Annotated in this window: 13 protein-coding genes; 11 read left to right on the forward strand and 2 right to left on the reverse strand. The window is 73.6% G+C overall.

The window, feature by feature from the left end:
- The first annotated feature begins 280 nt into the window (after nucleotides 1–280).
- The 9 genes from ACQP1S_RS18195 (at nucleotide 281) to ACQP1S_RS18235 (ending at nucleotide 8,012) form a co-directional block, all read left to right on the forward strand.
- Nucleotides 281–1,570 (forward strand): nucleotide disphospho-sugar-binding domain-containing protein, encoded by a 1,290-nt coding sequence (locus tag ACQP1S_RS18195; RefSeq protein WP_363668025.1) that lies wholly within the window; start codon nucleotides 281–283, stop codon nucleotides 1,568–1,570.
- A gap of 8 nt (nucleotides 1,571–1,578) precedes the next feature.
- Complete coding sequence (locus ACQP1S_RS18200; protein ID WP_218108181.1) at nucleotides 1,579–2,406, forward strand: alpha/beta fold hydrolase; 828 nt, start codon at nucleotides 1,579–1,581, stop codon at nucleotides 2,404–2,406.
- A gap of 112 nt (nucleotides 2,407–2,518) precedes the next feature.
- Nucleotides 2,519–3,760, forward strand: a complete 1,242-nt coding sequence (locus ACQP1S_RS18205) for a cytochrome P450 (protein ID WP_091243060.1) — start codon at nucleotides 2,519–2,521, stop codon at nucleotides 3,758–3,760.
- Between the two features lie 50 nt (nucleotides 3,761–3,810).
- Nucleotides 3,811–4,050, forward strand: a complete 240-nt coding sequence (locus ACQP1S_RS18210) for a ferredoxin (RefSeq protein ID WP_091243062.1) — start codon at nucleotides 3,811–3,813, stop codon at nucleotides 4,048–4,050.
- A complete protein-coding gene (locus tag ACQP1S_RS18215; RefSeq protein WP_432896768.1) occupies nucleotides 4,050–4,796 on the forward strand; it encodes an SDR family NAD(P)-dependent oxidoreductase in 747 nt (248 codons plus the stop codon). The genes ACQP1S_RS18210 and ACQP1S_RS18215 overlap by 1 nt, the downstream gene beginning before the upstream one ends.
- A gap of 259 nt (nucleotides 4,797–5,055) precedes the next feature.
- Nucleotides 5,056–5,892, forward strand: a complete 837-nt coding sequence (locus tag ACQP1S_RS18220) for an alpha/beta fold hydrolase (protein WP_432896771.1) — start codon at nucleotides 5,056–5,058, stop codon at nucleotides 5,890–5,892.
- On the forward strand, nucleotides 5,885–6,454 hold the full coding sequence (locus ACQP1S_RS18225; protein WP_432896774.1) for a TetR/AcrR family transcriptional regulator: 570 nt from the start codon (nucleotides 5,885–5,887) through the stop codon (nucleotides 6,452–6,454). Before ACQP1S_RS18220 ends, ACQP1S_RS18225 begins: the two co-directional genes overlap by 8 nt.
- On the forward strand, nucleotides 6,451–6,825 hold the full coding sequence (locus ACQP1S_RS18230) for a DUF4260 family protein (protein ID WP_432896777.1): 375 nt from the start codon (nucleotides 6,451–6,453) through the stop codon (nucleotides 6,823–6,825). Before ACQP1S_RS18225 ends, ACQP1S_RS18230 begins: the two co-directional genes overlap by 4 nt.
- Nucleotides 6,826–7,079: 254 nt before the next feature.
- Nucleotides 7,080–8,012, forward strand: coding sequence for an aldo/keto reductase (locus ACQP1S_RS18235; RefSeq protein WP_432896780.1), 933 nt, complete (start codon nucleotides 7,080–7,082; stop codon nucleotides 8,010–8,012).
- Between the two features lie 167 nt (nucleotides 8,013–8,179).
- On the opposite strand, the gene ACQP1S_RS18240 is transcribed toward ACQP1S_RS18235, so the two are convergent.
- The gene (locus tag ACQP1S_RS18240; protein WP_432896783.1) at nucleotides 8,180–9,178 is read right to left on the reverse strand and encodes an alpha/beta fold hydrolase; all 999 of its coding nucleotides are present in this window, start codon (nucleotides 9,176–9,178) and stop codon (nucleotides 8,180–8,182) included.
- 285 nt (nucleotides 9,179–9,463) lie between these two features.
- On the opposite strand from ACQP1S_RS18240, the gene ACQP1S_RS18245 reads away from it, so the two are divergent.
- Together ACQP1S_RS18245 and ACQP1S_RS18250 are read left to right on the forward strand one after the other, a co-directional pair.
- Nucleotides 9,464–10,831 (forward strand): FAD-dependent oxidoreductase, encoded by a 1,368-nt coding sequence (locus tag ACQP1S_RS18245; protein ID WP_432896786.1) that lies wholly within the window; start codon nucleotides 9,464–9,466, stop codon nucleotides 10,829–10,831.
- 174 nt (nucleotides 10,832–11,005) lie between these two features.
- Complete coding sequence (locus tag ACQP1S_RS18250; RefSeq protein WP_091243075.1) at nucleotides 11,006–11,965, forward strand: hypothetical protein; 960 nt, start codon at nucleotides 11,006–11,008, stop codon at nucleotides 11,963–11,965.
- A gap of 170 nt (nucleotides 11,966–12,135) precedes the next feature.
- Here the strand turns inward: ACQP1S_RS18250 and ACQP1S_RS18255 are convergent, their stop codons facing one another.
- Nucleotides 12,136–13,122 (reverse strand): LacI family DNA-binding transcriptional regulator, encoded by a 987-nt coding sequence (locus ACQP1S_RS18255; protein ID WP_432896789.1) that lies wholly within the window; start codon nucleotides 13,120–13,122, stop codon nucleotides 12,136–12,138.
- Between the last annotated feature and the right edge of the window lie 151 nt (nucleotides 13,123–13,273).

Genomic DNA, 13,273 nt, shown 5'->3' on the forward strand with positions numbered 1-13,273 from the left:
GCCGGCGGTCCGGCCGGTGTCGGGCACCCGACCCGCATGGCGTCGGACCGCCGGGTGAGCCCGCCTGTCCGTCGAGTATGGAGAGGTCGACGGTGGGTGCCTACTTCGACGATGCCCGGTCGACGACGGTGAAAGGGCATGTATGGAGATGTCCGGAGGACGGCCGGGCCGAGATCATGGTGGGGCGGAGGTCGCCGGGGGGCGAGGCACCGTGCCCGCGTGGTGGCAGCCCTCCGGCCGCCGCCCTGCCGAGCCACGGACACCGAGCTGAGGAGACCGGATGAGAGTGCTCTTCGTGCCGCACGCCAACAAGGCGCACCTGCACATCATGACGCCGTTGGCGTGGGCGCTGCGTACGGCCGGACACGACGTCCGCGTCGCCAGCCAGCCCGAGATCGCCGACGCCATCATCGCGTCCGGGTTCGTCCCGGTCGAGGTGGGTCGGACCCGCACGGAGATGCCCGCCTTCTATCCGGGGGTACGCCCCGGCGAGGCGCCGCCGGTGGTGATGGCCCCCGGTGAGCGCCAGGAGATGCCGTTGCAGCAGGACTTCCCGCGGGACAACCCGTTGGAGAAGCTGTCCCGGGCCTCCTGGGGTTTCGCGCTGTTCTCCACCGACGAGATGATCGCCGACCTGATCGCGTTGATCGACTCATGGCGGCCGGACCTGGTGGTCTGGGACTCCATGGTGTACGCCGCACCGGCCGCGGCCACCGTCTGCGGGGTGCCGCACGCCCGGATGATGATGGGCCCGGACGGGATCACCCAGCTCCGGCGGGCCGCCCGGGACGAGGGTGATCCGCTGCGCGACTGGCTGGACCGGGTGCTGGGTGGTTACGGCGCCCGGTTCGACGAGGACGTCGCCACCGGCCACTTCACCATCGACCCGATGCCGCCGTGGCAGTACCAGCCCGACGGGCTGCACCTGGTGCCGGTGCGGCACATCGCGGTGAACCCCCCGGCCCGGATTCCGGACTGGCTGCGGGAGGAGCAGCAGCGGCCCCGGATCTGCCTCACCCTCGGCGAGTCGCACCGCAACGGGCGCGGCACCGAGGCCCCCGCCGCCGATCTGCTGGACGCGGTGAGCGGTCTCGACGCCGAGGTGATCGCCACCTTCAACGCCAAGCAGCTCGCCACCATCCCGGTGCTGCCGGACAACGTCCGGGTGGTCGACTTCGTGCCGCTGGCCATGTTGCTGCCGAGCTGCGCGGCGATCGTGCACCACGGTGGGGCGGGCACCTTCGCCACCGCCGTCGAGCACGCCGTACCGCAGTTGATCATTCCGGGGACGCACTGGGGGTTCCAGTGGTGGGGGCCACTGGCCCACGCCAACGGCCTGCAACAGCAGGGGGCCGGTCGGTTCGTCGCCGACGCCGACCACCTCACCTCCGAGGCGCTCGCCGAGGATCTGGCCCGGGTGCTCAAGGACCCGTCGTTCAAGGCGAACGCCGAACGGCTGCGGACCCAGGTGGCCGGCCTGCCCACCCCCAACGACCTGGTCCCGGCGCTGCACCGGCTGGTCGACCAGTACCGCGACGTCGCCGCCGCACGGGCCGGGCGGCCGTCGTGACCACGCCGCTGCGGTTGACCACCGACGCCGGCACCTTCGACGCGCTGACCGCCGGCCCTGCCGACGGCCGGGGCGTGCTGCTGCTGCACGGCTTTCCCGAGGGGGCCGTCGAGTGGGAGCACCAGCTCGCCGCGCTGGGCGCCGCCGGCCACCACGCCGTCGCGCCGGACCAGCGCGGCTACTCCCCCGGGGTACGGCCCGACGACGTCGACGCGTACCGGATGGACGCCCTGGTCGCCGACGTCGTCGCCCTCGCCGGGCAGCTCGGCTGGGACCGGTTCGACCTGGTCGGCCACGACTGGGGCGCGGCGATCGGCTGGGCGGTGGCCGACCGGCACCCGGCGCTGCTGCGCACCTTCACCGCCGTGTCGGTGCCGCATCCCCGGCCGTTCGCCGACGCGCTGGCCGGCGACGAGGACCAGCAGCGCCGCTCCGCGTACCTGGCAATGTTCCGTCAGCCGGGGCAGGCCGAGGGGATGCTGCTGGCCGACGACGCCGCGTTCCTGCGCCGGATGCTGGGCGCGGCGGGGCCGGCGAGGCTGGCGACCTATCTGGACCGGTTGACCGCGCCGGGCGCGCTGACCGCCGCCCTGAACTGGTACCGGGCCACCCGGCCGGAGGACGTCGAGGCCGGGCCGGTCGACGTGCCGACGCTCTATGTCTGGGGCAGCGCCGACATCGGCGTCGGCCCGGTCGCCGCGCACGGCACCGGCGACTGGGTGAAGGGCCCGTACGAGTTCCTCACCCTCGACGGGGTGTCGCACTGGGTGCCCGAGGAGGCCCCCGACCAGCTCTCGGCGGCGCTGCTCGCCCACCTCGCCCGACACCCCGGATGAGCCCAGCACCGTCGCTTCGCCGCACCCCGGGTCGACGCCGGGTCCCCCGTCGGCACCGCACGCCGGGTCGACGCCGTCCGGGCCCACCGACCCACCCACCGAGAGGATCGTGATGACCGCGAACAGCACGTACGCCCCCGACGCGGCGCCCTCCGGGGAGGCGCCCGACTTCCCGATGCCCCGCACCTGCCCCTTCGCCCCCGCCCCCGAGTACGTCGGGCTGCGCGCCGAGGCGCCGGTCAGCCAGGTCCGGGTGCCCGACGGGCAGCTGGCCTGGCTGGTCACCCGCTACGCCGACGTCCGGCGGTTGCTGACCGACCCCCGGGTGAGCGCCAACCGGTTCCACCCGAACCTGCCGTTGACCGAGCCGGTGACCCCGCAGACCCGGCGGAACATCGCCGCCGTCGGCCGGTCGCTGATCGGGCTCGACCAGCCGGAGCACGGCCCGCAGCGGCGGATGCTGATCGGCGACTTCACGCTGCGCCGGGCGCAGGAGATGCGCCCGCACATCCAGCGCACCGTCGACGAGTGCGTCGACGCGATCCTGGCCGGGCCGAAGCCGGTGGACCTGGTCGCCGCGTTGGCGCTGCCGGTGCCCGCCTCGATGATCACCAAACTGCTCGGCATGCCGTACGAGGACCGCGACCTGATCGTCCGCAGCGCCGACGCGCAGCTGCGCCGGACGGTCTCCGCCGAGCAGCGCCAGCAGACCAGCAGCGAGCTGCGGGCCTACGTCGACCGGTTGGTCACCGCGAAGGAGGCGGAGCCGACCGACGACCTGCTCGGCCGGCTGGTGGTGCAGAACCGGCAGACCCCGCTGTTCGACCACGACATGCTCGTCGGGCTGGCGATGCTGCTGCTGGTGGCCGGCTTCGAGACCACCGCCAGCATGATCTCCCTGGGGGTGGCCGGGCTGTTGGAGAACCCCGAGCAGCTCGCCGTGGTCACCGGTGACCCGGCCGCGATGGGCCTGGCGGTGGAGGAGCTGCTGCGCTACTTCACCGTGGTGGACGCGCTGCCCCGGGTCGCCACCGCCGACATCGAGGTCGGCGGGGTGACCGTGCGGGCCGGCGACGGGCTGCTGCTGTCGTTCGCCTCCGCCAACTGGGACACCGACGTCTTCGCCGACGCCGGGGAGCTGGACGTCCGCCGGGGTGCGCGCCACCACATGGCCTTCGGCTACGGCATCCACCAGTGCATCGGGCAGAACCTGGCCCGCGCCGAGCTGGAGATCGTGTTCCGCACCCTGTTCACCCGCATCCCCGGGCTACGGCTGGCCGAGGAGCTGGACGGCCTGCCGTTCCGCAAGGAGTCGAACATCTACGGCCTGGACCGGCTGCCGGTGACCTGGTGAGCGAGGGGCCGGTGGGTGGGGACGACCCGGTGGGCGGAGGAGGACCGACCATGACCCTGGTGGTGAACCGTGACCTGTGCATCGGCGCCGGGCAGTGTGTGCTGTCCACGCCGGAGCTGTTCGACCAGAGCGAGGACGGCCGGGTGCTGCTGCGTCGGCGACCGGTCGACGCCGACGAGGGCCGCGCCGCGGTCGACCTCTGTCCCTCGGGCGCACTGCGGCTGACCGACGACACGCGATCCCGGCCGGTCGTCCCCGACCGCGACGCAGCGACGAAGGGGTGGGGCTGATGACCGACACGGGTATCCGGATCGCGGTGGTGACCGGCGGGGGGCGGGGCATCGGGCAGGCGATCTGCCAGGGCCTGGCCCGGCGTGGCATGGACGTGGCGGCGGTGGACCTGGTCGACCCGATCGAGACGGTGGCGCTGGTGGAGGCCGAGGGGCGCAAGGCCCTCGGCGTCACCGGGGACGTCTCGGACCCCGACGACGTCGCCCGGATCGGCGCGGAGATCACCGCCGGGATGGGGGGCTGCCACGTCCTGGTCAACAACGCCGGCATCTATCCGGCGAAGAACATCTTCAAGCTGGAGTACGAGGCGTGGCGCAGGGTGCTGGCGGTCAACCTCGACTCGCAGTTCCTGATGACCAAGGCGGTACTGCACCACATGTGTGCGGCGCGCTGGGGGCGGATCGTCAACCTCACCTCCAACTCCGTCGGTCTGGCCCTGCCCGGTTTCACCCACTACATGGCCAGCAAGATGGGGGTGATCGGGTTCACCCGGGCGCTGGCCAGCGACGTCGCCTCGTACGGCATCACGGTCAACGCGGTCGGGCCGACCCTGTCGCGTACCCCGGGTCTCGCGGAGAGCCCGATGGCCGGCGCGGCCCAGGAGCACGTCGCGGCGATGCAGGCCATCAAGCGCCCCGGCGAGGCGCAGGACGTGGTCGGCACGGTGGCGTTCCTGGCCAGCGACGACGCCGCCTTCGTCACCGGGCAGACCATCATGGCCGACGGTGGTCTGGTCCGGCTGTGACCCCGGGTCACCACGTCGGCGGTCCCGCCGCCCGGTCCGGGGTGCCCGGGCGGGACCACCGGTGGTATCTCCCCGTCCGGGCGGTTCCGGCCGGGTGGCGAACGGTGTCGGGGGCGGCCGGGTCCGGCGGGTGCCCCGGTCCTCGAAAAGCGGGCACTGCGGCCCGGTGAGTGTGGTGCGCTGACCTGGTGGCGGCCGGCGGCCGGGCCGGAACCTGAAAGCTATTGTGGTTAGCTTTCTGCCTAGCTACGCTAGCCTCATGACCGACGCCCGGAACACCACACCGTCACCGACCCGCTACCTGCACCGCGCGGAAGGCCGCATCGCCTACGACGTCCAGGGCAGCGGCCCGCTCGTGGTGCTCGTGCCCGGGATGGCGGAGCTGCGCTCGTCGTACCGGTTCCTCGCCCCGGCCCTGGTCGCCGCCGGTTACACCGTGGCCAGCACCGACCTGCGCGGTCACGGCGACAGCGACACCACCTTCGCCTCCTACGGCGACCCCGAGACGGCCGCCGACATCAGCGCCCTGATCGACGAGCTCGGCCGGCCGGCGGTCATCGTCGGCAACTCCCTGGCCGCCGGGGCCGGAGTCATCGTCGCAGCCGAGCACCCCGCGCAGGTCGCCGGCCTCGTGCTCGTCGGACCGTTCGTGCGCAACCCCCGGCAGCCGCCCGGCATGCGGAGCCTCTTCCACCTGATGATGTCGCCGCTCTGGGTGGCCGGCGTCTGGAAGGCCTACCTGCCCACCCTCTACGCCGGCGTCAAGCCGGCCGACTTCGCCGCATACCGGGCGGCCGTCGTCGCCAAGCTCCGGCAGCCCGGCTACGGCAGGGCGTTCTCCCGTACCGCACGGCAGACCGACCACCGTCTCGCCGAGGCGCGTCTCGCCGAGGTGGACACCTCCGTGCTCGTCGTCATGGGCGAGCGCGACCCCGACTTCACGGACCCGGCGGCCGAGGCGACCTGGATCGGCGAGACCCTGCGCGGCGAGGTCGTCATGGTGCCCGACGCCGGCCACTACCCGCAGTCCCAGCAGCCCGAACTCACCGCCAGTGCGGTGCTCGACTTCCTCAGCAGGGTGCACACCAGTGCCTAGGGCCGGCCTCACCGCCGACATCGTCATCGCCCGCGGCGCGCAGCTGCTCGAAGCGCACCCCACCGACGAGCTGACCCTCGCCTCGCTCGCCACGAGCCTCGGCGTCCGCGTCCCGTCGCTCTACAAGCACATCGACGGCCTACCCGGGCTCCGCCGTGGGATCATGCTGCGCGCGAAGGTGAACCTGTCGGCGGCGCTCGTCGAGGCGTGCGTCGGCCGGGCCCGCGACGACGCGGTCCGCAGCCTGGCCGCCGCCTACCGGACGTGGGCCCGGCAACACCCGGCGCAGTACCCGATGACCGTCCGGGCACCCGACCCCGACGACGTCGAGGACCAGCAGGCGAGCGATGCCAGCCTCCAGGTGGTCTACCGCGTGCTCGCCGGTTACCACCTCCTCGGCGACGACGCGATCGACGCCACCCGGTTCCTGCGCGCGGTCATCCACGGCTTCGTCAGCCTGGAGACCGCCGGCGCGTTCACCCTCGCCGCCGACCTCGAACGCAGCTACGACAAGACCGTCACCAGCGTGGTGACCGCTCTGGAGAACTGGAAACACCAGTGACCGCCGCGCCCGACCGCAGCACCCCACCGGCCACCCCGGTACCGGCCCTCTACCGCGTCGAGGGCGCGGCCGTCGCCGGGGCGGCCGTCGTCCTCGTCGTGCTGACCGGCTTCGCCTGGTGGTGGCTGTTCGCCCTGTTCCTCGTCTTCGACCTCTCGATGCTCGGCTACGCCGTCGACCACCGGGTCGGCGCGATCGCCTACAACCTGGGGCACACCTACGTCGCCCCCTTCGTCCTGCTCGCCGGGTACGGCCTCGCGCTCGCCCTCGACTCGACCCGAGGGTCGCTGCTCGCGCTCGTGGCCGCCTGCTGGTTCTTCCACATCGGCGTCGACCGGGCCCTGGGCTTCGGGCCGCGGCCCCTGCACTGATCCGTCGACGCCGACAGCTCGACAGCGCCCGCACCGCACCCGGCGCGTCCCGACCGGCGCGCACCGCGCCACACCCCCACCGCACTCACTCAGGGTGACCCGATGCACGACACGCTGCGCCGACCTGCGGGATGGTGTCCCGGTTGTCCGGAAGGATGGCCGACGGGTGGCGGGCGTCCCGCCGGCTCCCGCCGCCCGCGCAGGCCCGCACACACGGGCGTCGCCTCGTGCGGCGTCCCCCGAGGGGAGCAAGGGTGACACTGTCGGACAAGCTCGCACCGGAGGCCGGCCGGCTCCGGCTGGGCGACGAGTTGAGCGTCAACCGGTTGGGCTTCGGCACCATGCAACTGCCCGGCCCCGGCTCCTTCGGCCCCCCGGACGACCACGCGGGCGCGCTGGCGGTGCTGCGCAGGGCGGTCGAGCTGGGGGTGAACTACCTCGACACCAGCGACTTCTACGGCCCGCACGTGGCCAACGACCTGATCCGCGAGGCCCTCCACCCCTACCCCGACGACCTGGTGATCGGCACCAAGATCGGGGTGGTACGCGACAACTGGGGCGACTTCGTGCCCGCCGGGGCACCCGACCAGTTGCGGCGGCAGGTGCACGAGAACCTGCGCCGGCTGGGTCGGGACCGGTTGGAGCTGGTCTATCTGCGGGTCGGCGGGGACGGGCTGCTGCGCCCGGGCGACGTCCGGTTCTCCGAGTCGTTCGCGATGATGGCGCGGCTGCGGGAGGAGGGCCTGATCGGCGACGTCGGGCTCAGCGGGGTCACCCTCAAACAGCTGGACCAGGCCCGGGCGACGATCCCGATCGCCGCCGTGCAGAACCGCTTCCACCTGCTCGACCGGGACTGCCTGGACGTGCTGCGCCGGTGCACCGAGGAGAGCATCGCCTTCGTGCCGTACTTCCCGCTGGGGGCGGGGTTGCTCGGCGCGCGTACCGGGCGGTCGCAGCTGCCGTTCGGGCCGGACTTCAGCGCCGCGCAACGGCGTACCGTCGACGGGGTCGCCGACGGGCACGACGCCACCCGCGCGCAGGTCGCCATCGCGTGGCTGCTGGCGTACTCGCCGGCGATCCTGGTCATCCCCGGCACCAGCTCGGTGCGGCACCTCGAGGAGAACATGGCCGCCGCCCGGCTGCGCCTGACCCCGGCGGACCGCGCCGCGCTCGACGCGCTGGCCTGACCCGGTCCGCCGGCCACCTGCGCCCGGCCGGCGGGCTGTCGGCCATTACCGGGCGACCCGACCCGGACCAGGCGGTCCGCGCCGCCAGCCAGGCGGTGCCCCGCAGGTGGGCTGCGGGGCACCGGGGGTGGGCTGCGGGGCACCGGGGGTGGGCTGCGGGGGTGGGATCAGGCGGCGCAACCGGCCAGCGCCGGGGTCGGGGCCGGGGCCCCGGGCAGGCCGAGGAACAACCGGGTGCAGTCGATGAGGAACTGCGGGTTCTCCTCCGGGACCCAGTGGCCCGAGTCCGGCACGACGACCTGCCGGACGTCCGTGGCGACCTGCCGGTAGGAGGCGGCGACGCCGGGGCCGAACGAGAACGCCGCGCCCATCGCCACCACCGGCACGGTCACCGGCTTGGCCGGGGCCTGCGCCCGGTTGTCGGCGATGTCGGTGTTGAACGCGCGGTAGTACTCGTAGCCGGCCGTCCGGTCGGCCGGGTCGCGGTAGGCGCGGTAGTAGACCGGCCGGTCGATGGTGTCGTGCTGGGACGAGAAGTCGAAGATCCGGTCCAGGTAGACCTCGACGTCCGAGTTGTCGATGAGCAGCTCGGGCGTCGGCGCCGGGGTGGCGTTGAACAGGAAGTGCCAGCTGCGGCTGTACAGGTCCTCCAGGCCGAACCCGGAGAGCGCGGTCTCGATCACGATCATCCGGGACACGTCGGCCGGGTAGTCCCGCGCCCACGGGTAGGCCACCAGCGCGCCGACGTCGTGGCCGAGCAGCTCCACCCGGCCGAGGCCGAGCTGCTCGGTCGCGGCGTGCAGCCGGCGGGCCGTGGTGGCCTTGTCGTAGCCGCCGGCCGGCGCGGCGGAGTCCCCCAGGCCGGGCAGGTCGAACGCGACGACCGTCCGGCCGGCACGCAGCGCGGGCAGCACCGGCCGCCACGCCTGCCAGGTCTGCGGCCAACCGTGCAGCAGCACCAGGGCCGGCCCGCTGCCCCCGCGTACGTAGTGCAGCCTGGTCCCCTCGACCTCGACCCAGCCGTGCCGGAAACCGGCCGGCAGGGCCCGGTCGCCGGCTCCGGCCGGGCCGGGCGGACCGGCGACCGCGCCGGGCGCGGCGACCAGCAGGAGCACGAGTCCGGCCACGGCGGCGACGACCCGACGCCAGGGGTGGCGGCGCGGCATCGGGTCACCGGGGGCTACGGACGTTCGCGGGAAGCGGCGCACGAGGAGTCCTTTCGTCCGGGTCAGCACTGTCGGATGGCGACGGGCGGGACGGGCCCGACGCCGTCGGGCGGGGTCGTGGCCCGACGGGTCGGTACGGCTGTCCCACAACGTGTCGTGCGACGACCGATGGGATTCGCGCCGTCGCACCCTGTCACCCTTGCCCAGCACGGTGACCGCGTCAATGGTCGATGGTGCGCACGTTGCGAGACGACAGGACCGTCGATGTCCGCCTAGCATCGGTCCATGGCGACCGACAGCGCCGTGGTGGTCGGCGCGGGCATCGGCGGGTTGTTGGCCGCCCGTGCCCTCAGCGAGACGTACGCCCGGGTCACCCTGGTCGACCGCGATCCCCTCCCCGAGCAGGCCACCAGCCGACGCGGGGTGCCGCAGGGCCGGCAACTGCACGTGCTGCTGGACCGGGGCCGCCAGGTGCTGGAGGAGCTGTTGCCGGGGGTGGGCGACGAGCTGACCGCGCTCGGTGCGCCGCTGGTGGACCTCCAGGGTCAGGTGCGCTGGTACAACGACGGCTACCGGATGCGCCCGGCGGCGTCACCGCTGCGGGCGATCGGGGTGAGCCGCCCCCTGCTGGAGCAGGTCGTCCGCAACCGGATCGGCGCACTGCCCGGGGTGACCGTCCTACCCGGACACGAGGTCGCCGGCCTGACCGCCACACCGGACCGGCGACGGGTGACCGGCGTACGGGTGCATCGTCGCGCCGACGGCCCCTCGGCCGCCGTGGAGCATCCCGCCGACCTGGTGGTCGACGCCGGTGGCCGGGGCACCCGGAGTCCGGTGTGGCTTCCCGCGCTCGGCTATCCGCCCGCACCCGAGGAGCAGGTGACCGTGGGGCTGACCTATGTGACCCGGCTCTACGAGCGGCAACCGCAGCACCTCGACGGGTTGCTCGGCGTCTTCACCAACGCGGTGCCCGGCCGGCCCCGGGGCGGGATCGTGGCGGTGCAGGAGCACGACCGGTTCGCGGTGGCGCTCAACGGGATGTTCGGCGAGGAACCGCCGACCGACGACGCCGGCCTGATCGCGTACGCGGAGAGTCTGCCGGCACCGGAGATCGGCGCGTTGATGCGGCAGGCCCGCCCGCTCGGCGAGCCGGCCCGGATGCGCTTCCCGGCCAGCGTCCGCCGGCGGTACGAGCGGCTGCGGCGCTTCCCCGCCGGATACCTGGTCTTCGGCGACGCGTTGTGCAGCTTCAACCCCCTCTACGGGCAGGGCATCACGGCGGCGGCGTTGCAGGCCTCGGAACTGGCCCGGCTGCTGCGCGCCGCACCCGATGGGCTGGCCCGACGGTTCTTCCGTCGCGCGGCCCGGGTGATCGACGTGCCGTGGGCCATCGCGGTCGGCACCGACCTGCGGTTCGCCGAGGTCCCCGGCCCCCGGTCGCTCCGGGTCCGGTTGACCAACGCCTACGTGCACCGGCTGCACGCCGCCGCCACCGCCGATCCGGCGCTGGGTGCGGCGTTCCTCCGGGTACTCAACCTGGTCGACCCGCCGGGCCGGCTGCTCGTGCCGGCGGTGGCGGCACGGGTGCTGACCGGGTCCGGTGTCGCGGCCCGTCGGCCCGACGGGCCGGCCGAAGTCAGCACGCACGGATAAGACCGCACCGGTACGCGTCGGCATGCTGTGAGCGGGCAGCGGTCGCTGCCCGGCGGGTGCGACGGCGTACGGCGTCACCCGTCAGGGCCCGGGGTCCCGTGGGCCGGGCGCCTGCCGGGTCGGGTCGCTGTCGGTCGGCCGTGGGCCCGCCCGGATCGGCAGAGACGAGGCACGATGGCCCTACGAGAAAGTCCCGAGTCCCCGGCCCCCCGCCGGCCGGTGTCGCCGACGCCGGTGGGACCGGTCTCACCGGCACCCACCCGGCACGGCACCGCCGCGCTGGTCAGCGCCGCCGCCGGGGTGCTGCTGGCGGTGCTCTGGTCGTTCGAGTTCGTCGACTCGGTCATCGGTGACACGGTGGCCAACAACCTGCTCGGCCACGACGCGAAGGCGACCGCGATCGGCGGCACCGGCGCGGGGCTGCTGTTCGCCTTCGTGTCCGGGTTCGCCGGCACCTTCACCGCCTGCAACATCGCGATGGTCGCGTCGGTGGGGCCGCTGAGCCAGGCCGGGTCGTCCACGCGGCTGCGCCACCAACTGCGCACGCTGGTCCGCCCGGTGGGCTGGCTGGCGCTGGGGATGATCGCGGTCTCCGCGACGTACGGCGCGGTGGGGGTGCTGATCGGCGACAGCCTGCCGCAACTGTCCACCGAGACGGTCGGCGGCATGCCGGTCCGGCTGATCCAGTCGTCGGTGGTCTTCGGGGTGATCGGCCTGGTGCTCGCCCTGCTCGGGCTGGGCGCCCTCGGGCTGGTGCCCGACGTGTTCGCCCGCCGGCCGGTGGCCCGGGTGGTGCTCATCGGCGCGCTGATCGGCGGTTTCCTGATCGGCCGGCCGTACCCGCTGTTCAACAAGCTCTTCCACTGGGCGGTGGAGACCGGCAACCCGCTGTACGGGGCGGCGGCGTTCACCCTCCAGTCGCTGGGCAACATCGTCATCGTGACGCTGCTCTTCGTCGTCGTCGTGCTGGTCACCCGGGGAGGCTTCCTGCGCTGGATGACCGACCCGACACGATCGGCGCTGGTGACCGGCGCCCTGCTGGTCGCCCTCGGCGTCTTCACCGTCGTCTACTGGGACCTCCGGGTACCGGCGATCTTCGGCGTCGGCTGGTTCCCCACCATGCCCTACAACTGACCCCCTCCCAGTTCCCCCAACCCCCCTGGCCCCCTGCCTGCCGACCCTGTTGATCAAGAGGTTTGCGTCACATTGGAGATCAACTCTGACGCAAACTTCTTGATCGACGGGCAGGGCGGCGGGGTGGGTGGGGCGGGGCTGGGTGGGGGGTGGGGGCAGGGGGTGGGGGGTCAGGGGGGTGGGGGGGCGACGCTGGCCCGGTGGACCAGGGTGGGGGCGATGGTGTGCCGTTCGGCCACGCCCGGGCCGGCCTCGATCTGCCGCAGCAGCATCGCCAGGCCGGCGCGGGCCACCGCGTCGAAATCGGGCCGCACGGTGGTCAACGGCGGGATGAAGTACGCCGCCTCCGGCACGTCGTCGAAGCCGACCACGCTGATCTCCTCCGGCACCCGACGCCCGCGCTCGCTCAACGCCCGCAGCACCCCCAGCGCGAGGTGGTCGTTGGCCGCGAAGACCGCCGTCACCTCCGGCATCCGGGCCAACATCTGCCCGCAACGGTAGCCGGACGCCGCGCTCCAGTCGGCCGACAACACCGGCGGCACCTCCGCACCGGCCGCCCGCAACGCCGCCCGCCAGCCCTCGACCCGCCCGGCGCTGTCGAACCAGTCCGCCGGGCCGGAGACGTGCCAGACGGTACGGTGCCCGGCGTCCAACAGGTGCCGGGTCGCCAGCCCGGCCCCCGCCGCCTGGTCGACGGTGACCAGTGCCGCCTCCCGGGCCGGATCACCGTCGACGGTGACCAGCGGCACGCCGTGCGGCAGGTGGTCGAGCGCCTCGTCGGCCGAGGCCACCGGGGCGATCACCACGATGCCGGCGACCCGGTGGTCGAGGTGCCGCTCCACGGCGGCGGAGATGGACCGCCGGTCGAGGGTGCTGACGCTACCGACGCTGACCGCGAAGCCGGCCGACGCGGCAGCCTGCTCCAGGGCCGCCAGCAGCGACGCCGGACCATACAGGGTGCTGTTCTGGGCGACCACCCCGATCAGCTGGGACCGGCCGGTGACCAGCGCCCGTGCCGCCCCGTTCGGTCGGTAGCCCAGCTCGGCGATCGCCGCGCGGACCCGTACCCGGGTCTGTTCCCGGACGTTCGGATGGTCGTTGAGCACCCGGGAAACCGTCTGGTGGGAGACTCCCGCCAGGCGGGCGACGTCCGTCATCGCAGGACCACGCATGGGGGCCATTATCCACCGGCGCGGTCCCACCGGTCGCCGGTGCCCACGCCCGTCGGCGACCGGAAGTTCCGGTGGGCCGACGCGGCTTGCCAAGCCGTCCGCAGGCTAACAATACTCATGGATGTTCCTGAGCCGG

The sequence above is a fragment of the Micromonospora matsumotoense genome (genome assembly GCF_050951065.1).
GTDB lineage: Bacteria > Actinomycetota > Actinomycetes > Mycobacteriales > Micromonosporaceae > Micromonospora > Micromonospora matsumotoensis.

What these genes read in the sequence shown, in the direction of transcription:
- ACQP1S_RS18220 (WP_432896771.1), top strand. Translation starts at nt 5,056, where the DNA reads ATGACCGACGCCCGGAACACCACACCGTCACCGACCCGCTACCTGCAC.
- ACQP1S_RS18250 (WP_091243075.1), top strand. Translation starts at nt 11,006, where the DNA reads ATGGCCCTACGAGAAAGTCCCGAGTCCCCGGCCCCCCGCCGGCCGGTG.
- ACQP1S_RS18215 (WP_432896768.1), top strand. Translation starts at nt 4,050, where the DNA reads ATGACCGACACGGGTATCCGGATCGCGGTGGTGACCGGCGGGGGGCGG.
- ACQP1S_RS18210 (WP_091243062.1), top strand. Translation starts at nt 3,811, where the DNA reads ATGACCCTGGTGGTGAACCGTGACCTGTGCATCGGCGCCGGGCAGTGT.
- ACQP1S_RS18240 (WP_432896783.1), bottom strand. Translation starts at nt 9,178, where the DNA reads ATGCCGCGCCGCCACCCCTGGCGTCGGGTCGTCGCCGCCGTGGCCGGA.
- ACQP1S_RS18205 (WP_091243060.1), top strand. Translation starts at nt 2,519, where the DNA reads ATGACCGCGAACAGCACGTACGCCCCCGACGCGGCGCCCTCCGGGGAG.
- ACQP1S_RS18245 (WP_432896786.1), top strand. Translation starts at nt 9,464, where the DNA reads ATGGCGACCGACAGCGCCGTGGTGGTCGGCGCGGGCATCGGCGGGTTG.
- ACQP1S_RS18195 (WP_363668025.1), top strand. Translation starts at nt 281, where the DNA reads ATGAGAGTGCTCTTCGTGCCGCACGCCAACAAGGCGCACCTGCACATC.
- ACQP1S_RS18255 (WP_432896789.1), bottom strand. Translation starts at nt 13,122, where the DNA reads ATGACGGACGTCGCCCGCCTGGCGGGAGTCTCCCACCAGACGGTTTCC.